The sequence below is a fragment of the Rhodococcus sp. NPDC127593 genome, assembly GCF_042671975.1.
Classification (GTDB): domain Bacteria; phylum Actinomycetota; class Actinomycetes; order Mycobacteriales; family Mycobacteriaceae; genus Rhodococcus_F.
The window spans coordinates 38,917-59,653 of record NZ_JBHXWI010000038.1 but is presented as its reverse complement, the minus strand read 5'-3'; the positions used below and the strand labels follow the sequence as shown (position 1 = coordinate 59,653).

Sequence of the window (20,737 nt, the reverse complement as noted above, 5' to 3'; positions counted from 1 at the left end):
GCGCCGTGTTGCCTGGTGCAGATTTCAACGAAGCGCACCTCATGTCGCCGCCCGATCGCGGGCGAGACGGTATTTCCGGAGGACTAGGTGAATCTCAAGCGCAGTGGCGCCCTGCTCGGTGCAGTGGCCCTGGGTGCCATGACCTTGGCCGCGTGTGGCAGCGACAACAACGCAGCGTCGAGCGGCGTCGACGCAGCCGCGTCGACCTCGACGTGCGAGGGCAAGGCCAACCTCTCCTCGGCCGGTTCCTCGGCTCAGAAGAACGCCATGGACCAGTTCGTCTCCACCTACATCTCCGTCTGCCAGGAAAAGGGCAAGACCGTCAACCTGGCGTACAACCCCAGCGGTTCCGGCGACGGACGTACACAGTTCATCGCGAGCCAGATCGACTTCGCCGGCTCCGACTCGGCGATCAAGGCCGAGCAGGCCGAGCAGGCCAAGGCCCGCTGCGTCGGCGGCGAGGCCTGGAACCTTCCGCTCGTCTTCGGACCCGTCGCGGTCGCCTACAACCTCGACGGCGTCGAGGACCTGGTGCTGAACGGCGAAGTGACCGCCAAGATCTTCAACGGCACCATCAAGAAGTGGAACGACCCGGCCATCGCCGCCCTCAACCCGGGCGCCACCCTGCCGGACCAGGACATCACCGCGATCATCCGCTCGGATTCGTCGGGAACCACCGACAACTTCCAGCAGTACCTCACGGCCGCCTCCAACGGTGCCTGGACCACCGGTGCCGGCTCCGACTTCACCGGCGGAATCGGTGAGGGCGCCAAGGGGTCGGCCGGTGTCGCGCAGGCAGTGGCCTCCGCCCCCGGCTCGATCACCTACGTCGAGAAGTCCTACGCCGACCAGAACAAGCTGTCGGCCGCGCAGATCGACACCGGCTCGGGCCCCGTCGCGCTGTCCGACGAGTCGGCGGCGAAGGCCATCGAGGGTGCAAAGTTCAAGGGTGCGGGTGTGGGTGATCTGACCCTCGACCTCGGCTCGATCTTCGGTACCAAGGAAGCGGGCGCCTACCCGCTGGTGCTCGCCACCTACGAGATCGTGTGCTCGAAGGGCTACGACGCAGACACCTCCGCAGCGGTCAAGTCGTTCCTGACCAGCGCCGCCAACGAGGGCCAGTCCAACCTGGCCGAGCAGGGCTATGTGCCGCTGCCCGACTCCATGAAGGAGAAGCTGAACGCGTCGGTCGCCGCCATCGGCTGATCGCACCGTTAGTCGTTCGGACCCGCCCATGACTCGATATTCTGACCAGGAAAGATTGCGAGCGCAGATGAGTGACGCGCACATCGAATCAGCACCTCGCGCCTCCGGCTCCGCTTCTGGCGGAGTCGGGGTGGGCGGTCCGAACGGCACCCCGGAGGCCGAGTTGAGTACCACCAAGGCCGAAACCCCGACTCCGACAGGTGCACCCCGCGGCAAGTCCGTCGCCAGGCCGGGGGATCGGATCTTCAAGTCCCTCGCGACCACCTCGGCCGTCTTCATCTCCATCCTCATCGCCGCGATCGGCATCTTCCTGATCTGGCGCGCAGTTCCCGCACTGAGCAGGAACCAGGTCAACTTCCTCACCAGCCGCGAGTGGGTCACCCAGAACATCAACGCCATGGCGTTCGGTGTGCTCGACCTGTTCCAGGTGACGGTGCTCGTCTCGCTGTTCGCTCTGATCCTCGCGATGCCGGTCGCCCTGGGCATCGCGATCTTCCTCACCGAATACTCGCCGAACTGGCTCAAACGTCCGCTGGCGTACGTGATCGACCTGCTGGCGGCCGTGCCGTCGATCGTCTACGGCCTGTGGGGTCTGCTGGTGTTCGCTCCCGCGATCACACCACTTGCCGTGTGGCTCAACGAAAAGCTCGGCTGGTTCCCGCTGTTCGCGACAGGAAGCGGTTCCATCACCGGCGGTGGCACCATCTTCACCGCCGGCATCGTGCTCGCCGTCATGATCCTTCCCGTCATCACCGCGGTCACCCGCGAGGTGTTCGTGCAGACGCCGACGTCCCACATCGAGGCGGCGCTCGCACTGGGCGCCACCCGGTGGGAAGTGGTGCGAACCACGATCATTCCGTTCGGCAAGTCCGGCTACATCAGCGGATCGATGCTCGGCCTGGGCCGCGCGCTCGGTGAGACCATGGCGCTCTACCTGATCCTGCGCACCACGTCGCAGCCCTTCGGATGGTCGCTGTTCGACGGCGGCGCCACCATCGCCTCCAAGATCGCTCTCGGCTACGCGGAGTTCAACAACAACATTCAGGCCGGCGCCTACATCGCCGCAGGCCTGGTGCTCTTCGTGCTCACCTTCGTCGTGAACGCCGCGGCCCGCGCCGTGATCGCAGGAAAGAAGGACTGACCCATGACCGCGACCCTCGACAAGCCGGTCAAGGCCCCCACCTTCCAGGGGGTCGGTGTCCGCCGGCGCATCACCGACCTCGCCGCCACCGTCCTCGTGACGCTGGCAGTGCTCGTGGCGCTGGTCCCTCTGGTGTGGGTCCTGATCACCGCTGTCATCAAGGGCCTTCCTGCCCTGACGTCGGCCACGTGGTTCACCCACTCGCTCAGCGGATTGACGTCCTCGGCCGAGGGCGGCGGCATCTATCACGCGCTCATCGGCACGATCCTGCAAGGACTCGTCTGCGCGGTGCTGTCCATTCCGCTCGGACTGTTCGTCGCGATCTATCTCGTCGAGTACGCCGACCGGAAGTCGCGGCTGGCGAAGCTGACCACCTTCATGGTCGACATCCTCAGCGGTGTCCCGTCCATCGTGGCCGCCCTGTTCATCTACGCCCTGTGGATCGCGACGTTCGGTTTCCCCAAGTCCGGCTTCGCCGTGGCGCTCGCCCTGGTGCTGCTGATGGTCCCCGTCGTCGTCCGCAGCACGGAGGAGATGCTCCGGATCGTTCCGCAGGACCTGCGGGAGGCGTCGTACGCGCTGGGCGTTCCGAAGTGGAAGACGATCGCCAAGATCGTGCTGCCCACCGCACTGCCCGGCATCATCACGGGCGTCATGCTGGCGCTGGCCCGAGTGATGGGCGAGACCGCGCCGCTGCTGATCCTCGTGGGTTACGCACCCTTCATCAACTTCAACCTGTTCGGTGGCGAGATGGGCACGCTGCCCGGCGTCATGGTCGCCGAGATGAACAACCCGACCGACGCCGGCACCAACCGCATCTGGGGTGCGGCGCTGACGCTGATCCTCCTCATCGCCATCCTCAACATCGCGGCCAAGGTCGTCGGTCACTTCTCACAGGTCCGCAGCAAGTGACACATACACTCGAATTCGAACACCAATCAGTAGGGAGCCGGTAATGGCCAAGCGTCTGGATCTCAAGGACGTCAACATCTACTACGGCAAATTCCACGCCGTCGCCGATGTCGGGCTGTCCGTCCCCCCGCGGAACGTGACCGCTTTCATCGGCCCGTCCGGTTGCGGCAAGTCGACCGTGCTGCGCTCGCTGAACCGCATGCACGAGGTGACTCCCGGTGCGCGTGTGGAGGGTTCGATCCTGCTCGACGGTGAGGACATCTACGGTTCCGGCATCGACCCGGTCGGCGTCCGCAAGACGATCGGCATGGTGTTCCAGCGTCCCAACCCGTTCCCGACGATGTCGATCAAGGACAATGTGGTGGCCGGACTGAAGCTGCAGGGCGAGCGCAGCAAGAAGCGTCTCGACGAGGTGGCCGAGCGGTCGCTGCGCGGCGCCAACCTGTGGACCGAGGTCAAGGACCGTCTCGACAAGCCGGGTGGCGGACTGTCCGGCGGTCAGCAGCAGCGACTGTGCATCGCCCGGGCCATCGCCGTGTCGCCCGACGTCCTGCTGATGGACGAGCCCTGCTCGGCGCTCGACCCGATCTCGACCCTCGCGATCGAGGACCTGATCACGGAGCTGAAGAAGGACTTCACCATCGTGATCGTCACCCACAACATGCAGCAGGCGGCGCGGGTGAGTGACCAGACCGCATTCTTCAACCTCGAGGCCACCGGCAAGCCGGGACGCCTCGTCGAGATCGACGACACCGAGAAGATCTTCTCCAACCCGACGCAGAAGGCCACCGAGGACTACATCTCGGGCCGCTTCGGATAGAGCGACGAACACGGGACCGCCCCGGCCGGATCTCCGGTCGGGGCGTTCCCGTGTCCGCGGACGGTGACCTCGGGCGAACGAACGGGACGCTCGTACGGTCAGACCGTACGAGCGTCCCGTTCGCGCGAAAAGTGTTGGGGGAGTTCTACAGTTCGGGGTACGAGGTGAGGGTGTCGGCATCGACGGCGGGCGTCTGGGTCTCGTCGGGCAGCTTGCCGGTGACGAGGAAGATCACCCGACGGCCCACCTCGACGGCGTGGTCGGCGAAACGCTCGTAGAAGCGGCCGAGCAGGGTGACGTCGACCGCAGCGGCCACGCCGTGCTTCCACTCGCGGTCCATGAGCACGGTGAACAGGTGACGGTGGAGGTCGTCCATCGCCTCGTCCTCTTCACGCAGGCGCGCGGCCCGGTCGGGATCGCGCGTCTCGAGCACCTCGCGGGCAGCGGCGCCGATGGAGACGGCAATGCGTCCCATCTCGGCGAAGTAGCCGTTGACCTCTTCGGGAAGCACGTGGTTGGGATGTCGGCGGCGCGCGATCTTGGCGACGTGGAGAGCCAGCGCACCCATGCGGTCGATGTCGGCGACGATCTGGATTCCGCTGACGACCGAGCGGAGGTCGCCGGCGACCGGTGCCTGCAGGGCGAGGAGGGCGAACGCCCGCTCCTCGCAGATGGTGCTGAGCTCGGTGATCTTGTCGTGCTCGCCGATCACCTGCTCGGCGAGGGAGAGATCTGCCTGGAGCAGCGACTGGGTGGCTCGCTCCATGGCGACCCCCGCAAGCCCCGCCATCTCACCGAGCAAGTCGGCAAGCTCGGTCATCTGTTCGTTGTAAGCCACGCGCATGAGGTCACAGCCTACGGTGCACTGGAAACCAAGTCACGATCACACGGTAAACGCAGAGTGAACGACGCGGCTCGGCCGGCGCTCAATCGCAGGACGTGTCGCCCGCGTTCACAACCGCCAGGTCCGCGGGGATTTCCACGTCCTCCGGCTGGCCGACTCGCACGTCCGACATACTGAGCGGTGTGTCGATCGGGCTCGGCGTCCGGACGGTCCCGGAGAAGCTCGAACCGAGCGCGACCTCGACGAGCGTCCCGAGTCCGGTGGTCGATTCGAGTACCGCACCCGGGAACGACGACGCCAGGGTCGCCGCCTCGGCTTCGTGGCCCGGCGAGAACCGGATGACGGTCTCGCTGCTGGTGCCGGTGTAGTTGCCGACGTTGTAGATCTGGAACCCCTCGGCGGCCAGCGAGTCGGCCGCGGTCGCGGCCAATCCCGACTCACCCGATGCGTTCGACACCTGCACGGTCACGCTGGACGGGTCGACGGCCTGGACCGACAACGGTGCCGGCGCAGCCTGCGGTTCGCTGTCGGACGAGGGCAGCGGTTCGGCACGCTTCTCGCCGGGCAGCGCCTCGTCGTCGATGATGGCGCGGAAGATGGCCTTGATGTCGTCGGTGCGGGGAATCTCGTTGCCCCACTCGGTGGTGCCCGCGGTGGGCACCGTCAGGAACGTGACCGCGCCCGCGTCGACGTTCTGCAGTGAGCGCCCGAGCGTGACCAGCGATTTCGTGTCGATGTTCTCGACGAACGTGTCGCGGGTGAAGGCGTTGATGAAGCCGTTGAGTTTGCCCGGATTGAGCAGGACCTGACTGGACAGGGCGCCCCGCAGGAGGGCGGACAGGAATCTCTGCTGACGGTTGATGCGGCCGTAGTCGCCGTTGCCCTCCGCCTCGACATGTCTGGCGCGGACGAAGTTCAGTGCGGTCTTGCCGTCGAGCATCTGGGTGCCCGCCTCCGGCAGAACGGTGCCGAGGACGCCGTCCTCGAGCGGCTGGGTGGTACAGACCTTGACCCCGCCGATCTCGTTGACCATCGATTCGAAGCCGGCGAAGTCCATGCCGACGAAGTGGCCGATCTTCAGACCCGACATCTTCTGGATCACCTTCACCAGGCACTTCGGTCCGCCGAGTGCATAGGTGGCGTTGAGTTTGTCGCCGTCGGCGGCGGGAAAGGTCTCCTCGGTATAGGTGCCGCTGGCGTTGTCCCAGCCCTGGCAGACCGGCCGCTCGACGTCGAGGTCGCGAGGGAACGACACTGCGACCACCCGGCTCCGGTCGGCGGGGATGTTGACGAGCATCACCGTGTCGGCGCGGGATCCCTCGGCGTCGTCGATGGTTCCGGCACCCACCTCGCCGCTCGCGCCGGCGCGGGTGTCGCTGCCGACGATGAGATAGGTCTCGTCACCGGTCTGCCCGACAGCGTCGACGATGTCGGTCGACTCGGTGTCGAGTGCCGCGATCTGGTCGAACTTGCCCTCGGTGGAGCGGAGGTATCCCCAGACGATGCCGGTTCCGGCGAGTGCGACCACCGCCACGAGCGCGACGACGGCGCGTCCTACGGCACGGAGACGCTTGCGTTTACGGGTCTTGTTGAGGGCCAGGCGGGTGGTGCCCGGGTTGCCGACCACCTGCGGTACGGCGGTGGTCTCGGCGGAATCCGCGACCCACTCGGGCTCGGGCGTGCTCTGTGGCGGCTCCGGCGGAGGCGCCGCAGGGGTCTCGCGCGGCGGAACCCCGGGGGGCGGCGGCTGCCGCTCGTCGATCGGGGGGATGATCTCCGTCTTGTCCGGATCGTCGGGTCTGTTCGGTTCATCTCCGGAGACCTTCTTCACGAGGTCTGCGACGGAGAGCGCTTCGGTGGGTCCACCCGCGGCTCGGCGGCCGATCCGGCCGCTGTCGTGGCGGGACGGTTCGGTGCGTTCTACCTGCGCACGGTGCTCGGGGGGCGCGGTCCGTTCGGGAGGGCGCCGTTCGGGCGGTGGCTGCCGTGGTGGGAGTCGGCGCGGCCGTCCCGACTGGGCTTCCCGGTAGCTGGGATCCGCGAGAGGACGCTCCCAGGGGGCGCGGGATTCGGGGGTCGGTGAGTCCGAGCTGTGATCATCACCCACCGATGCAACCTGACCTCTCCGCCGACTCGGACATCCGTCGGCCTCGACGGATTCCAGCCATAGTACTTATCGAACGTCGAGGCTCCACACATGTAGCGAGGTGACGCGCGCTCGTGCTGCTAACCACCAGAGTGCATGAGGTCGGCGCCGGCGGGCACCAGGCAGTCGTCGGGGTCGTCGAGCCACCCCTCGGGGAGCGCGACCGTGCCGGGTGACCCCTGCCGTCCCCGCGGTCCCTCGGCGTCCTTGGGGAACGGAATGGTCGGATCGAGCTGGACGAGGAGGTCGTCGAGTTCGGTGAGGGTGCTCACGAGGGCCATCGCGACCCGCAGCTCGGGCCCTGCGGGGAAGCCCCGCAGGTACCAGGACACGTGCTTGCGCAGTTCACGCAGGCCCTTGTCCTCGCCGTGGTGATCGGCGAGGAGTTCCGCGTGACGGCGGATGATCGTGGTCACCTCGCCGAGATCGGGGGGAGTGGGCTGCGGTTTCCCGTTCAGTGCCGCGCTCAGCTCGGCGAACAGCCACGGCCGGCCGAGGCATCCGCGCCCGACGACGACGCCGTCGCAACCGGTCTGGTCCATCATGCGGGCCGCATCCTCGGCGGCGAAGATGTCGCCGTTCCCGAGGACGGGCACGTCCGTGACGTGTTCCTTGAGCCGGGCGATCTCGTTCCAGTCGGCCGTGCCGGAGTACCGCTGCGAGGCGGTACGCGCGTGCAGTGCTACGGCGGCGGCGCCTTCGCCGGCGGCGATCCGGCCGGCGTCGAGATGGGTGTGGTGCTCCGCGTCGATGCCGACGCGGAACTTGACGGTCACCGGGATGTCGGTGCCCTCGGTCGCCTTCACGGCCGCCGCGACGATCCGGCCGAACAGGGCGCGCTTGTACGGCAGCGCCGCGCCGCCACCCTTGCGGGTCACCTTGGGAACCGGGCAGCCGAAGTTCATGTCGATGTGGTCGGCCATGTTCTCGTCCACGATCATCTTGGCCGCGGCGTACGTGGTGTCGGGGTCGACGGTGTACAGCTGCAGCGACCGCGGTGTCTCGGTCGGGCCGAACGTCGTCATGTGCAGGGTCGCGGGCTGCCGTTCCACCAGCGCACGCGCGGTCACCATCTCGCAGACGTACAGGCCGGACGTGCTGCCCGCGCGCTCAGTCTCGAGCTCACGGCACAGCGTGCGGAACGCGACGTTGGTGATCCCGGCCATGGGGGCCAGAACCACCGGACTGCGCAGCTCGAGCGATCCGATACGAAGGGATGACATTGACGACCTCTGCGAAAGTGCTGGAAAAAAATGTGCCCGGTACCGAATCCGGTACCGGGCACAGGATAACTGTTTACGTCACGAAGCCTTCTGCTCGCGCTTCTTGGCCTCGCGGGCCAGCATGCGGTCGCGCTGCTCCTCGAACTTGGTGGCCTGGCCCTCGAGGTTCTCGAGGAACTTGCCGAGGCTCTCGCGGATCTCTTCGCCGCGGGCGGTGAAATCGGTGCGCTCGAAAATGTTCCACTTGCGCAGGACGGGCATCACGACCTCTTCGAGGTGCTGACGCAGGTCGTAGATGCCGTGCTTGGCCATGAGCACACCGTTGCGTCGGAAGTTCGGCATGCCGGCGCCGGGCATCTGGAAGTTCTGGACGATCATGTTGATGGCCTCGAGCGCCTGATCGGGCGCGAGGTCGAGGGCCGCGCCGCACATGTTGCGATAGAAGATCATGTGCAGGTTCTCGTCGGCGGCGATGCGCTGCAGCATCTTGTCGGCGATCGGGTCCTTGCACGCCTTACCGGTGTTGCGGTGGCTGACGCGGGTGGCGAGTTCCTGGAACGTCACGTATGCGACGGAGTGGAGAAAGCCGGCGTCGACGTCGGCGGGGGAGGCGAAGCCGTTGGTCATGTGCTCCATGCGGAAACGCTCGAGCTGGACGGGGTCGACGGCGCGGGTCACGACGAGGTAATCGCGCATCACGATGCCGTGACGGTTCTCCTCGGCGGTCCAGCGACCGACCCACGTTCCCCACGCGCCGTCCTGCGAGAAGTTCTCGGCGATCTCGCGGTGGTACGACGGCAGGTTGTCCTCGGTGAGGAGGTTCGTGATCATCGCGGCCTTGGCGACCTCGTCGAGCTGCGACTGCTCGGGATCCCAGTCGCTGCCGCCCATCGCGGCGAAGTTGCGTCCTTCGTCCCACGGAACATAGTCGTGGGGATGCCATTCCTTGGCCATGGAGAGGTGGCGGTTGACGTTCTCTTCTGCAACCGGCGACAACTCCTGCAGCAGTTCGAGTTGGGTCAGATCCCTCGCCATGTGTAATGCCTCCATGTAGCTCAATTTGACTTTGTTCAGCCTACGGCACCGTAAGTACGTTGGTAAACGCCGTCGGCGGCCCGGGAACCGTCCAAGTTACCGATCCGTAATGGATCTTCCGGGATGTGTCGCCGCGACGCGGCGAACCGTTACATGACAGTGTACTGATGAGGTTGCGTATGCGGTGACCAGCGTAATCATCGCAGGGAGAGATCATCACAGCGACGCGCGGGCAGTTGTGGACGATCACAGATTTGTCGGTCTCCACAGATTCCCCGCCGTAACTCGAGCCGTGTCGGCGGTTGCGCGGAGGCCCGTTCGTCCGGGCTGTCGGTCTCCTGGGAATTCGATCCACCCCAGGTGTGAATATCGCCACCCGTAGGGGAGCGGCGGCCCCGCCGCCCCCCGGGACCTACTTCTTTCCGCCGCCGAGCAGTCCGCCGAGTACGTCGCCCAGTCCGCCGCCCGCACCCTTTCCGAGCAGGCCGCCCAGGACCCCGCCGAGGCCGCCGGAACCGCCGCTTCCTCCGAGGAGCCCGCCGAGGACGTCCCCGAGTCCGCCGCCTGCCTGGCCCGCGCCCTGCGGCTGCGGAGCCGAACTTCCGCCGCCCGTCACCTGCTTCGCGATGTACGCCAGCACGATCGGCGCAAGGATCGGGAGCAACTGCTTCATGAGGTCGCTGCCCACTCCGCTGCCGCCGCCCACACCGCCGAGCGTGCTCGCCACCTGATCACGTTCGCCGCCGAAGATGTTGGACACGATCTTGTCGCCGTCGTCCGTGTCGACCTGGTCGATGTCTATTCCGCCGTCGAGCAGCGTCGTGCCGCTGTGGTCGTGCAGCGCGCTCTGCAGCGACGCGGCGCCGTTCGGATCTTCGGCGTTGGCGCCGAGCCCGCCGACGAGCGTCGGCAGCGCCGATTTCACCGCGGTCTCGGCAGTGGCCTCGTCGACGCCGAGTTGCCGGGCGATCTGGTTGATCGGTATCTGGGACAGAAGGTCGTCAATCGATGCCATTGATGCCTGCCTCGTCGTGGGGTTCGTCGTCGACACCCCCGGACTCCCGACACTAGTGAACCCCGCGTGTCCGTTATGCCGGTTGCGGTCGGTCGGGGCGCTGCCGACAATCGTCACATGGGCAACAACATGAGCCGCCTGGAACAGATCGTCGCCGAGTTGCCCGAAGCCGTGCGGGTGGACGTCGCCCAATGGGACGGACACCCGACCTTCCGGGTGCGGGGGAAGAACTTCGTGTTCAGTGACGTGGAGGCCACCCGGTTGACGGTGAAGCTCACCGTCGACGAGGCCGAAGCGGTCGTCGCAACGGAACCAGGGGCCGAGCCCGCGGGATACGGTCTCGGTAGACACGGCTGGATCGCACTGGACGTCGCGGACGCGGACGAGCCCCGGTGGGAACAGCTACGTGAGTGGATCAGGACGTCGTACACGCTCGTCGCCCCGAAGCGACTGGCCGAGCAGGTGCTCGACGAAGAACCGTTGCCGACGCAGGGAGACCAGTCATGACGACCGACAACAGCGCATCCACCTCCACACCGGCGAAATCCGGACTGCCGGCGTGGGCTAAGCGGGCCATCGGCATCGCCGTTCTTCTGGTGGTACTGGTCATCGCCTACTTCATCCTCGCGGCATACCTCCCGCGGGCGTGGGCTCAGAACGTGGGCGGACTGGCCGAGGGCGGCTTCGGCGGCGGCATCCTGTGGGGACTGTTGTTCGGCACCCTGTGCACCCTCCTGCCCCTGCTGCTGTTCCGCGGAGCGTGGCGGTTGTTCCGCCGGCGCCGGTTCAAGCCCGTGCAGATCGTGCTGCTGATCCTCGGGGTCCTCGTGGTGCTGCCCAACCTGCTGACGCTCAGTGTGGTGCTCGGCGGCAACAGCGCAGCGCACGCGGGCGAACGGATCATGGACGTCGACGCGCCCGGATTCCGCGGCGCGTCGCTCGCCGGCGCCATCATCGGCGTCGTGCTGTTCCTCGGCGTCGCCGGAGTCAGCTACACGTACCGCAAGCGCGGTGAGGATATCGCCGAGATGCGGAGAGACACGAAAGCGAAAGACGGAGACGTGGGCAGCGACGGGCCGCCGGCCGGACCGTCACCTGCCACGCCCTAGGGAATTCACCACACGAGCACGGGTTTGATCACCGTGCCCGCGGCCTGATCGGCGACGGCGCGGTTGATGTCGTCGAATCGATACTCGGTGACGAGACGGTCGAACGGGAACTTCCCGTCCGCGTGCAGCGCCAGCAACTGCGGGATGAACTGCTGCACCGACGAATCGCCCTCGACGCAGCCGCGGAGGGTCTTGCCGCTCAGCATGAGGTCCTGAATGTTCACCGTCACTTCGGGTGCGCCCAGTCCGACGACCACCGCGCTGCCCCGCGCGCGCAGGGACGACACAGCCTGGCCGATGACGGCGGGGATCCCCGTCGTGTCCAGGGTATGGGTGGCGCCGCCGCCCGTTGCCGCACGGATCGCGGCGACCACGTCCTGCGACCCGGGATCGATCGCGACCGCGCCGAACTCCTCCGCGAGCGCACGTCGTGCGGGTACCGGATCGACTGCGAGAAGCGTTGCGACGCACACTGATCGGGCCGCGAGCAGTGCGGCGAACCCGACGCTGCCCGCGCCGAAGACGACCACACTCGAATCACTGCCGGGCCGGAGCACGTTCAGTACCGCGCCGGCACCCGTCTGGAAACCGCAGCCGAGCGGTGCCGCGGCGGCCAGGTCGACGGACTTGTCGACGACGACGACGTTGTCGGCCGTCGCGAGTACGTGCTCGGCGAAGCTGGACTGGCCGAAGAAGGCGGCGCGCACGGGTTCGCCGTTCTGGGTGACGGTGGCCGAACCGTCCACGCGTCGGCCCGAACTGTTCAGCCGGTGCGCGTCGACGCAGTACGCCGGACCCGCGCTTCGGCATTGGTCGCAGTCGCCGCAGTGGCGATAGCTGAGAATGACGTGATCACCGGGCGTCACCCCACTCACGCGTGACCCGACGTCCATGACGATCCCGGCACCTTCGTGCCCGAGGACGGTGGGGCCGAGGGTATGAGGGAGGGCCGCCTTGGTGAAGAGGTCCGTGTGGCACAGGCCGGTGGCGACGATGCGGACCAGTACCTCGTCCGCGCGGGGCTCGTCGAGTTCGACCGTCTCCAGCGTGAACGGAGAATCGGGTCCGCGTGAGACGGCTGCGGTGACCTGCATTGGAACTCAGTCTCTTTCGAGCAGGAAGTAGTAGTGCCGACCGCCGTCGAGGACCAGTGCGGACTTGCCGTTCATGATGCCCATGAGAGTGGAGTCGTTCACCTTCTTGAAGTGATCGAAGATGGGTGCGCCGTCGTACACCATGGTCGCGGTGACCTCTCCCCGGAACTCGATGTTCCACAGGCTGGCTTCGCCGTTGCCGCCCTTGACGTCGGAATAGAGGTTGCCGTCCGCGTCGCGGCAGATCAACGGCTTCGCATCCTCGAGGGAGTGGAACGTCTTTCCGTGCCAGCGGCTCGCGAACAGTTTCTCGTGCAGGCGGTGTCCGGTGGCGAAGTCGTCGCCCTTCCAGCTGCCGAGGATGTCTTCGGCCCTGACGGTGTCGAGCGCCGCCCACACGGCGTCGAGTTCGTCGGGGGAGACGCCGCTCTCGCGCCCCCGGAGCTCGTGGAACGTGCTGCGGGCCTGATCGATGTCCATGGAAACGGTCCTTGGGGTGAGGGGTCGCGAGGTTTACGAACCAAACTGTTCGTCAACTGCGCACGCTACGCCGAACCAGATGGTTCGGCAACGGGCAATTTAGGATGTCGGAATGCGAACAGCGGGAGAAGCCACGCGAGAACGGATCCTCGCCGCGGCCAAGGAAGAGTTCGCCCGCCACGGAGTCGCCGGAGCCCGGATCAACCGCATCGCAGAGACGGCCCGAGCGAGCAAGGACCGTCTGTATGCGTACTTCGACAGCAAGGAAGCGCTGTTCGACGCCGTCATCGAGCAATGGATCGCCGAGACGACGGAACAGACGGCGCTGCGGGGTGACGATCTGCCGGGCTACGCGGGCCGGTTGTTCGACGACTACGTGGCGCACCCCGAGAACGCGACGCTTCAGAAGTGGGCCGACCTCGAGATGCGCGAGCAGATCGCCGGCAGCGACGCGCGGATCCTCGCCCTGCGGCCCAAGATCGACGAGATTCGGCGAGGGCAGCAGGCGGGGTTCGTCGATCCGTCGTGGAACGCGGGCGAGCTGCTGCTCGTGATCACCGACATCGCCTTGTCGCTGGCGACCGCCCGTGGCGAACGCAAGGCGGCGGGGGGAAAGTCGGGTGAGCGGACGGTGGCACAGCGCCGGCAGACCGCTGTCGAGGCGGTTCGTCGTCTGATCCGGGTGCCTGCCGCGGAGGAAGCGCCGGGCCGCGAGTGAGTGCTCGTTCCCCTTACCCGGCATGGTGCCGAGTAAGGGGAGAGTGCCCCCAGTAGGGCTCGAACCTACGACCTGCGGATTAAAAGTCCGTAGCTCTACCAACTGAGCTATAGGGGCGCGGGGCCAGAGTCTAGTGCGCGGACAGTGACCGAGAAAGCAGGACCCCCGGCACGGCGCGCCGCGTGGGGGTGAAAAGGGTCGGCTCGGGTGCGCACCCCCTGCAGCGCACCCGAGCCGACCCAAATTATACCACTTGGTGTGTTTTCGGCAGCGGTCCGGTTTCAACTCCATAAAGGTCTTCAAGTTGGTTTCTGAGAAGTTTCCATGATCTACGGACTGCTGTGTCGGTTTTTTCAAAACGGGGATACTGTTATGTATGACTCCACGCTCGTCCCGGCAGGGCGAAAAGTGGGGTTACTACATCTGGGAGAGGGATTCACCGTCATGGCACGTCAGCAGGAGCGTGCGCGACGTACTCGCGCTGCGCTGGTGGAGTCGGCCGCCATCGAGTTCGCGAAGCGCGGCTATGCGGCGGCGTCGGTCAACACGATCCTCGAGGGCTCGAACGCCACCAAAGGGGCGATGTACTTCCACTTCCAATCGAAGGAAGAGCTCGCCCGTGCCGTCCTTCAATCCGGAGTGGAGCAATTCACCGCCCTGACCGACAGGTGGACCGGTCGCACGGACATCGGGCCGTTCGAAGCCCTCCACGGTTTCGTCATCGACCTGGCGAAGCTCTTCCATTCGAGCGTCATCGTGCGGGCCGAATTCCGGCTGATCGTCGAACCCGAGTTCTATCCGGACGTGCAGTCCGGCGGCTCGCAGGTGTGGGGGCGCACCGCGCACGAGTTCGCGATCCGCGCTCAGCGCGACGGTCTGCTGCGCGCCGGCGCCGACCCCGAGAAGTTCACCCGGGTCCTGGCGGCGTCTCTCGCCGGCCAGCGGTACATGTCCGACATGACGGCACTGGAGGGTGACCTCGGCGAGCGATTCGCGGAATCGCTCGAAGTGATCCTCGCTGCGATGGCTTCACCCGAATGGTTGGAGAAGTTTGCGAGGGAAGGATGGCCGGATTCCGGTTCGGAACTGCCCGATTCGTAGTCTGACCTGGCGATTTGGGAAATTCTCGATCCGTGTCCTAAGCTATCCAAGCTCCCAACGGAACGCCGTTGAGGTACTGGTTCGGAGAAATCCGGCGGGCCCCCTTCGTCTAGCGGCCTAGGACGCCGCCCTTTCAAGGCGGTAGCGCGGGTTCGAATCCCGTAGGGGGTACGTTTGACCGGTGTCGAGCATGAGGTATGGTTCGACGGCAGTAAAAGTGACACGCAGTAACGCTTTACACTTGTAAAGCACAGCAGGACAAAGCAAGGCCCTGTGGCGCAGTTGGTTAGCGCGCCGCCCTGTCACGGCGGAGGTCGCGGGTTCGAGTCCCGTCAGGGTCGCAAGTGTGTTGCCGATACCGAGTATCGGCAACACAATGCGATAGGCATTCGGTTCGGGTGCCGTCCGGCCAGGTAGCTCAGTTGGTACGAGCGTCCGCCTGAAAAGCGGAAGGTCGCCGGTTCGATCCCGGCCCTGGCCACCACGATTCACCGAAGCTCCGTTGTCGAGAACGTCGACAGCGGAGTTTTTTCGTTCTCCTGTGCGGCTACGGGGCGATCCGCAGTGTGTCGACGAGGCCGTCGCTGAGAACGAACTCGTACTTCAATTCCACCGGGCTTCCCGGGAAATTTCCTTCCACCGTGGTGGTGATCACGTAGCTGTCCTCGGCGACCGTCTCCGTTCCGGTCACCTCGACCGTGTAGGTGTACTTCGATTCGAGGTCCCTGCGCCATTGCCGGATGCCGTCGCGCCCGCGGACGGTCCGGCCTTCGTCGGTCACGGCCCCGTGCTCGGTGAAGCACGCTGCGAGCGCGTCGAGGTCGCCTGCGTCGGCTGCCCGAAAGTAGCGCGTGACGACCTCGGGTGTCGTGGTGGTGTTCATTGTGTTCTCCCTGTCCCTGCCTGCAGCAGTTCCGCGTGTATAGCAACGCTATAGAAGTAGCATAGCGGTGTGACAGAGAAGAGTGTGGCTGGTAAGGCCCGCGACCGTCTGCTGGAGGCGGCGGCCCAACTGCTCGACGAGGCCAAGGGCAAACCCGTGTCCACCCGCGCCGTCTGCGATCTCGCCGGCGTGCAGGCCCCGACGCTGTACCACCACTTCGGCAGCAAGCAGGGCCTGTTCGACGCGGTCGTGGAGTACGGGTTCGGGCAGTACGTCCGGGCCACGAATCGGCGAGGGGACGACCCGGTCGACGACCTGCGGCACGGCTGGGACGATCACGTCCGCTACGGGCTCGACAATCCCTCGTTCTACGTCCTGCTGTACGGCCGGATCGCCCCGGGCGAGCCGTGCGCGGTGACCTCCGTCGCCGAGACGAAGCTCCTCGAGTTGCTGACCGAGATCGCGCGGCAGGGACGGCTGCGGGTGACGCCGGCCGTCGCCGCCGGACAATTCGTGGCGGCGAACGTCGGCATGACCCTGCACCTCATCGCTCAGCCGGAGGGCGGAGCCGACCTCTCCCTGTCACGGGAACTGCGCGACAACGTGATCGCCGGGCTGATCCGGCCGGCACCCGACGCTGTGCGGTCGGAAGCCTCGCGGGAGGTAGTCGAGAAGGCGAGCGCGCTCGCGCACGCCCTCGACGCCGACCCGGGGCGGTCCGGGTTGAGCGCCGGCGAGCTGCTCCTGATGCGGGAATGGCTCGACAAGCTGGCGGCGGCGAACTAGACCTCCGAGCGCCGCCGCAGGGTGTCGAAGATCTCGCGGTAGTGCAGGTGAGCCATGAAATGACCACCGGTGCGGATGTTCAGCGTGGCGCCGGGAATCCGGCGGGCGAGTTCGGGCGGCCAGTGCGTGGGCACGAGTTCGTCCTCGCTTCCACCCCAGACGTCGACCGGCACGGTCAGATCCTCGGGCGCGAACCCCCACGGCCGCATCCACGCCCGGTAGTCCTCCACCATCCCGGACGCCGTCCGGAGAGCCTCGCCGGACATCAGCGAGAAGTTCCGGACGGGCTCGGAGCGGAGAACGGCTGCGTCGGCGGCGCCGAGGTCGCGGGCGCCGAGTCGCCGGAACAGCACGGGGGCACGCAGCGCGACGGCGCCCATGACGCGAAAGCAGATCCGCGCCACCAGCGGAGCGCGCTGGGACAGCCGGGTGAAGGCGCGGTCCCCGGCGGGAAGCTGGGCGAACACCCCGGGTTCGGTGAGGGGCAGGGCCCCGGCGATCACCGCGACACACGTCACGCGCGACGCGACCCCGGCACCGACCGCGAGCGCGTACTGTCCGCCCATCGACCACCCCATGACACCGAAACGGCCGACGCCGAGGTGATTCACGAGGTCTTCGACGTCCCGGGCCCAGTCGAGGACCGTCCGGCCCGGCTGCGGATCCGACAGTCCGATCCCTGGTCGGTCGGGGGACAGGAGGCGGATGCCGGCGTCGCGAGCACTCCGGTCGGCGGCCGCGACGTCGAGGCGGCCGGCGAGTCCGCCGTGGGCGTTCACGACGGTGAAACCGCCGGGATCGCCGTACTCCGCGAAACCCATCAGGCGTCCGTCGCTCAGCCGGATCACACGATCCTCGGGTCCGACATGAACTCTGGGCACGGGAAACCTCCGGCGGTCGAGGTGGAGTCTATCCGGGGGAGGCCCAACCGATCCGGACATCGTGACGACCGGAACCGGTGCCGTCGCCGGACGACCCCGAGGTGACTGTCGCTAGGCTGACGTCCATGAGCAGTGCTGAAGAGCCGCTGACGGCGGGCCGCGACGGGCTACTGTCGTTGCTTCGCAACGGGCAGCTGCCCTCGCGTGGGGCCAAGGCCCCGCAGCGGGAGCGTTACCAGCGGATCGTCGCCGCGGCGATGGAACTCGCCTCCGAGGGCGGGTACGACGCCGTGCAGATGCGGGCCATCGCCGATCGGGCGGGCGTCGCGCTGGGCACCGTGTACCGCTACTTCCCGTCGAAGAACCACATGCTGGTGATGGGCCTGCTGATGGTGTTCGAGGGAATGCGGTCCCGGTTCGAGAACGTCGCGATCCCGGGGGACACGCCGTCGGAGCGGATCCTGTTCGTCCTCCGGAAGAACACGGAAGTCCTCGAGAAGGACCGGCCGCGCTACGAGGCCCTGGTGCGCGCGTTCATGTTCGCGGACGCGTCGGCTTCGGCCGAGCTGGATGCGTTCGGCGCCCTGATGACCGAGATGTTCGCCAAGACCATCGGCGTCGAGCAGATCTCCGACGACCAGTTGAACGCCATCCGCGTGATCGGCGACGTCTGGATGTCGAGCCTGGTGTCCTGGGTGGCCGGCCGCATCTCGGTGGACGAGGTGATGGCTCATCTCGGGCTCGCGGTCCGTCTCGTGTTCCGGCGCCTCGGCGGCTAGTTTTTCAGCCGACGCGTCCGAAGTAGGCGTCGCGAATCACCGCCCTGTCATCGATCTCGCTCGCGTCCGCGTCCATGACGACGCGTCCGAGGTCGAGGACGGTCACGTGGTCGGCCACGCTCATCGCAGCGTCGACAGCCTGCTCGACGAGGAGCACCGCCAGCCCCGCTTCCTTGAGGACGGTCACGCGTTCCAGTACTTCGTTGACGATCACGGGCGCCAGTCCGCCGGAAGGTTCGTCGAGCAGGAGCAGTGTGGGTTCGGCCATCAGCGCCTGCCCGATTGCCAGCATCTGCTGCTGCCCGCCGGACATCGCCCCCGCGAGCAGGCCACGTTTCCGGCCGAGGACGGGGAACAAGTCGTAGATACGCGCCACCTCCTCGCGTACGGCCGAGCGTCTCATCTTGCGGACGTACCCGCCGAGAATCAGGTTCTGTTCCACGGTCTGCCGGTGGAAGACCCTCTTTCCCTCCTGCACGTACGCCATTCCCTGGCGGACCCGCCGGTGCGGCGCCACCTTCGCGATGTCGCGGCCGTCGAACTCGATCGTCCCGCCGGAAACCTTGTTCAGTCCCGAGATGGCACGCAGGGTGCTGGTCTTCCCCGCGCCGTTCCGCCCGAGCAGTGCGGTGACCTTACCGGGCCACACGTCGAGCGAGACGTCCCACACCACCCGGAGGTCGCCGTAGCCGGACTGCACATTCCGCAGACTCAGGAGGGGCTTCGTCGTCTGCTCGGTCATGAGGTCGCCTCTCCGGCCAGTTCCGTGTCTTCGGCGACTACGCCGAGGTATTCGCTGAGTACGCGAGGGTTGTGTTCGATCTCGGACGGCGCACCCGCCGCGATCACGTGTCCCTGGGCGAGTACGACGATGGTGTCGGCGAGTTCCAGTACCAAGCGGAAGTTGTGCTCGACCAGCACGATCGTGCATCCGGCATCGCTGAGCTGCCGGATCAGGTCGGCGAGCCGTTCCACTTCGTCCTCGTCGAGGCCGGACGCCACCTCGTCGAGCAGAAGTAGCCGTGGCTCGGCGACGACCGACCGGGCGACCTCGAGAAGCCTCCGCATTCCGAGGGGGAGTGCGGTAGCGGTCTCGTCGCGGAGATGCGACAGTCCCACGATGTCGAGTGCGCGTTCCGCCGTGGCGATGTCGTCGACGCGGACCTTGTGGTGGCGGGGAAGCCGCAACACGGTCGAGAGCATCGATACTCGATCGGTGCTGTATCGACCCGAGGCCACGGCCTCGAGAACCGTGACGCCGTCGGGGATGTCGGGTGTCTGGAAGGTTCGTGCCACACCGCATCTGGCGACCTGTTCCGGCGCCCTGCCCTGGACCTCGTTGTCACCGATCAGGATTCGCCCGCTGTCGGGACGGTAGAACCCGCAGATCATGTTCAGCATCGTGGTCTTCCCCGAGCCGTTCGGTCCGATCAGTGCGGTGATGTTGCCCGGTTCGGCGCGCAGCGACGCGTTGTCGAGTGCCTGGTTGCCGCCGAATGCCTTCGAGATGCCCTCGACCACGAGCGTCTGACCCGACATCGGGGCCATCGCGGATCGGTTCGTGTCCCTGTGGTGGGTTCCTGTTCTACTGCCGGTCAGGCCTGCCGCCCGGTCCAACCGTGCCGCGGCCTGCTTGGCAACCTTCGCGAGGCCACCACTGAGGAGGACGCCGCCGAGAATCAGGAACCCACCGTAAAAGACCAGGGCGTACTGCTGGAACTCGGACGATTGGTTCGGTCCGAGTTGCATGATCGCTGCCCCGACCGCCGCGCCGTAGACACTCGTCGCGCCGCCGAGGATGCACGCCGCCAGAACTGCTGTCGCGAAGGTGAATCCGAACGCCTCGGGTGAGACGTACATGTCGATGTTCGCGAACAATGCGCCTGCGAGGCCGGCCGGGAATGCGCCGATCGCATAACCGAGAAGCTTCATCCGGAACACCGAGATGCCCACCGAGGAGGCCAGTACCGGGCTCTGTTTCAGTGTGCGGAACGCGATACCGTGCCGGGAGACGACCAGGTTGCGCATGACCGCGAACCAGAGGATCGCGACGATGACGACGACCATGTAGAACCGGTCGGCGTCCACTACTTCACCGAACAGGGTCGCCGGTTCGATCCCGCTGAGTCCGTTCCGGCCTCCGGTGGCGTCCCCGAAGACGGCGATGATGTCCGGTACGAGGAGGACGAGGAAGAACGAGGTCATCGCCAATGACCAACTGCCGAGCCACAATCCCGGGATTCCGGTGACGATACCGACTACGAGCGCGACCAGACCCGAGGTGATCAACTGCAGCACGATGTCGGTGTAACCGGCGATCGACATGAGCCCTGCGGTGTACGCCCCGGCCGCGTACATTGCGGCCTGGCCGAGTGCCAGTTCACCCGCATAGCCGAGACTGAGGTTGAGTCCGCTGACGACCAGCGCGAGGATGCAGGCGAGTTGCACCTGGCGGGACAGCGCGAAGTCGAGACCGAACTCCGGCAGGAACAGCACGAGGAGGCCGACGGCGAGCGGAAAGAGCCAACTCGGGACCGATCGAATCAGGCGCCACAGGGACATTG

21 protein-coding genes and 4 tRNA genes are annotated in these 20,737 nt (G+C 66.5%); 13 read left to right on the top strand and 12 right to left on the bottom strand.

Annotated features, from left to right (window positions below):
- The first annotated feature begins 87 nt into the window (after nt 1-87).
- The 4 genes from pstS to pstB all read left to right on the top strand — a co-directional run bounded on the left by pstS (nt 88) and on the right by pstB (nt 4,079).
- On the top strand, nt 88-1,206 hold the full coding sequence (pstS, locus tag ACFVJ3_RS31095) for a phosphate ABC transporter substrate-binding protein PstS (RefSeq protein ID WP_378455730.1): 1,119 nt from the start codon (nt 88-90) through the stop codon (nt 1,204-1,206).
- A gap of 67 nt (nt 1,207-1,273) precedes the next feature.
- Nucleotides 1,274-2,347 carry a phosphate ABC transporter permease subunit PstC gene (gene pstC / locus ACFVJ3_RS31090; protein WP_378455729.1) on the top strand — a complete coding sequence of 358 codons (1,074 nt, stop codon included), beginning with the start codon at nt 1,274-1,276 and terminating at the stop codon, nt 2,345-2,347.
- Between the two features lie 3 nt (nt 2,348-2,350).
- Nucleotides 2,351-3,259, top strand: coding sequence for a phosphate ABC transporter permease PstA (gene pstA, locus ACFVJ3_RS31085; RefSeq protein ID WP_378455728.1), 909 nt, complete (start codon nt 2,351-2,353; stop codon nt 3,257-3,259).
- Between the two features lie 43 nt (nt 3,260-3,302).
- A complete protein-coding gene (pstB, locus tag ACFVJ3_RS31080; RefSeq protein ID WP_007301060.1) occupies nt 3,303-4,079 on the top strand; it encodes a phosphate ABC transporter ATP-binding protein PstB in 777 nt (258 codons plus the stop codon).
- Between the two features lie 145 nt (nt 4,080-4,224).
- Here pstB and phoU read toward each other — a convergent pair whose 3' ends face one another.
- The 5 genes from phoU to ACFVJ3_RS31055 form a co-directional block, all read right to left on the bottom strand.
- Nucleotides 4,225-4,923 carry a phosphate signaling complex protein PhoU gene (phoU, locus tag ACFVJ3_RS31075; protein ID WP_378455727.1) on the bottom strand — a complete coding sequence of 233 codons (699 nt, stop codon included), beginning with the start codon at nt 4,921-4,923 and terminating at the stop codon, nt 4,225-4,227.
- Nucleotides 4,924-5,005: 82 nt separating this feature from the next.
- The gene (locus ACFVJ3_RS31070) at nt 5,006-7,030 is read right to left on the bottom strand and encodes an LCP family protein (protein ID WP_378455726.1); all 2,025 of its coding nucleotides are present in this window, start codon (nt 7,028-7,030) and stop codon (nt 5,006-5,008) included.
- Between the two features lie 119 nt (nt 7,031-7,149).
- Nucleotides 7,150-8,292 (bottom strand): tRNA dihydrouridine synthase DusB, encoded by a 1,143-nt coding sequence (gene dusB, locus ACFVJ3_RS31065; RefSeq protein ID WP_378455725.1) that lies wholly within the window; start codon nt 8,290-8,292, stop codon nt 7,150-7,152.
- 78 nt (nt 8,293-8,370) lie between these two features.
- Nucleotides 8,371-9,327: an acyl-ACP desaturase gene (locus ACFVJ3_RS31060; protein ID WP_378455724.1), complete on the bottom strand. Its 957-nt coding sequence runs from the start codon at nt 9,325-9,327 to the stop codon at nt 8,371-8,373.
- Nucleotides 9,328-9,739: 412 nt separating this feature from the next.
- Complete coding sequence (locus ACFVJ3_RS31055) at nt 9,740-10,342, bottom strand: DUF937 domain-containing protein (protein ID WP_378455723.1); 603 nt, start codon at nt 10,340-10,342, stop codon at nt 9,740-9,742.
- A gap of 117 nt (nt 10,343-10,459) precedes the next feature.
- Between ACFVJ3_RS31055 and ACFVJ3_RS31050 the strand changes: the two genes are divergently transcribed.
- The gene (locus ACFVJ3_RS31050) at nt 10,460-10,849 is read left to right on the top strand and encodes an MmcQ/YjbR family DNA-binding protein (protein WP_037179910.1); all 390 of its coding nucleotides are present in this window, start codon (nt 10,460-10,462) and stop codon (nt 10,847-10,849) included.
- Nucleotides 10,846-11,451, top strand: a complete 606-nt coding sequence (locus ACFVJ3_RS31045) for a hypothetical protein (RefSeq protein WP_378455722.1) — start codon at nt 10,846-10,848, stop codon at nt 11,449-11,451. The genes ACFVJ3_RS31050 and ACFVJ3_RS31045 overlap by 4 nt, the downstream gene beginning before the upstream one ends.
- Nucleotides 11,452-11,456: 5 nt before the next feature.
- Here the strand turns inward: ACFVJ3_RS31045 and ACFVJ3_RS31040 are convergent, their stop codons facing one another.
- Both ACFVJ3_RS31040 and ACFVJ3_RS31035 read right to left on the bottom strand, forming a co-directional pair.
- Complete coding sequence (locus tag ACFVJ3_RS31040) at nt 11,457-12,545, bottom strand: NAD(P)-dependent alcohol dehydrogenase (RefSeq protein WP_378455721.1); 1,089 nt, start codon at nt 12,543-12,545, stop codon at nt 11,457-11,459.
- Between the two features lie 6 nt (nt 12,546-12,551).
- The gene (locus ACFVJ3_RS31035) at nt 12,552-13,025 is read right to left on the bottom strand and encodes a DUF4334 domain-containing protein (protein WP_378455720.1); all 474 of its coding nucleotides are present in this window, start codon (nt 13,023-13,025) and stop codon (nt 12,552-12,554) included.
- Nucleotides 13,026-13,137: 112 nt separating this feature from the next.
- Between ACFVJ3_RS31035 and ACFVJ3_RS31030 the strand changes: the two genes are divergently transcribed.
- Nucleotides 13,138-13,743: a TetR family transcriptional regulator gene (locus ACFVJ3_RS31030; protein WP_378455719.1), complete on the top strand. Its 606-nt coding sequence runs from the start codon at nt 13,138-13,140 to the stop codon at nt 13,741-13,743.
- A 44-nt stretch (nt 13,744-13,787) separates the two neighbouring features.
- Here the strand turns inward: ACFVJ3_RS31030 and ACFVJ3_RS31025 are convergent.
- Nucleotides 13,788-13,860: transfer RNA gene (locus ACFVJ3_RS31025), tRNA-Lys, on the bottom strand.
- Between the two features lie 327 nt (nt 13,861-14,187).
- On the opposite strand from ACFVJ3_RS31025, the gene ACFVJ3_RS31020 reads away from it, so the two are divergent.
- The 4 genes from ACFVJ3_RS31020 (at nt 14,188) to ACFVJ3_RS31005 (ending at nt 15,328) form a co-directional block, all read left to right on the top strand.
- Entirely contained in the window at nt 14,188-14,844 is a 657-nt protein-coding gene (locus tag ACFVJ3_RS31020; RefSeq protein WP_378455718.1) for a TetR family transcriptional regulator, read from the top strand.
- Between the two features lie 98 nt (nt 14,845-14,942).
- Nucleotides 14,943-15,015, top strand: a tRNA-Glu gene (locus ACFVJ3_RS31015).
- A gap of 96 nt (nt 15,016-15,111) precedes the next feature.
- Nucleotides 15,112-15,185: transfer RNA gene (locus ACFVJ3_RS31010), tRNA-Asp, on the top strand.
- A gap of 66 nt (nt 15,186-15,251) precedes the next feature.
- Nucleotides 15,252-15,328: transfer RNA gene (locus tag ACFVJ3_RS31005), tRNA-Phe, on the top strand.
- A gap of 63 nt (nt 15,329-15,391) precedes the next feature.
- On the opposite strand, the gene ACFVJ3_RS31000 is transcribed toward ACFVJ3_RS31005, so the two are convergent.
- Nucleotides 15,392-15,727: a nuclear transport factor 2 family protein gene (locus ACFVJ3_RS31000; protein WP_378455717.1), complete on the bottom strand. Its 336-nt coding sequence runs from the start codon at nt 15,725-15,727 to the stop codon at nt 15,392-15,394.
- 69 nt (nt 15,728-15,796) lie between these two features.
- Here ACFVJ3_RS31000 and ACFVJ3_RS30995 point away from each other — a divergent pair, with 69 nt between their 5' ends.
- Nucleotides 15,797-16,513 (top strand): TetR/AcrR family transcriptional regulator, encoded by a 717-nt coding sequence (locus ACFVJ3_RS30995; RefSeq protein ID WP_378455716.1) that lies wholly within the window; start codon nt 15,797-15,799, stop codon nt 16,511-16,513.
- Here the strand turns inward: ACFVJ3_RS30995 and ACFVJ3_RS30990 are convergent.
- A complete protein-coding gene (locus tag ACFVJ3_RS30990; protein ID WP_378455776.1) occupies nt 16,510-17,361 on the bottom strand; it encodes an alpha/beta fold hydrolase in 852 nt (283 codons plus the stop codon). The two genes, ACFVJ3_RS30995 and ACFVJ3_RS30990, sit on opposite strands and share 4 nt — an antisense overlap.
- 158 nt (nt 17,362-17,519) lie before the next feature.
- Between ACFVJ3_RS30990 and ACFVJ3_RS30985 the strand changes: the two genes are divergently transcribed.
- On the top strand, nt 17,520-18,173 hold the full coding sequence (locus tag ACFVJ3_RS30985; protein ID WP_378455715.1) for a TetR family transcriptional regulator: 654 nt from the start codon (nt 17,520-17,522) through the stop codon (nt 18,171-18,173).
- Between the two features lie 4 nt (nt 18,174-18,177).
- Here ACFVJ3_RS30985 and ACFVJ3_RS30980 read toward each other — a convergent pair whose 3' ends face one another.
- The gene (locus ACFVJ3_RS30980) at nt 18,178-18,915 is read right to left on the bottom strand and encodes an ABC transporter ATP-binding protein (RefSeq protein WP_378455714.1); all 738 of its coding nucleotides are present in this window, start codon (nt 18,913-18,915) and stop codon (nt 18,178-18,180) included.
- Nucleotides 18,912-20,735 (bottom strand): ATP-binding cassette domain-containing protein, encoded by a 1,824-nt coding sequence (locus tag ACFVJ3_RS30975; protein WP_378455713.1) that lies wholly within the window; start codon nt 20,733-20,735, stop codon nt 18,912-18,914. The genes ACFVJ3_RS30980 and ACFVJ3_RS30975 overlap by 4 nt, the downstream gene beginning before the upstream one ends.
- Nucleotides 20,736-20,737 lie beyond the last annotated feature (2 nt).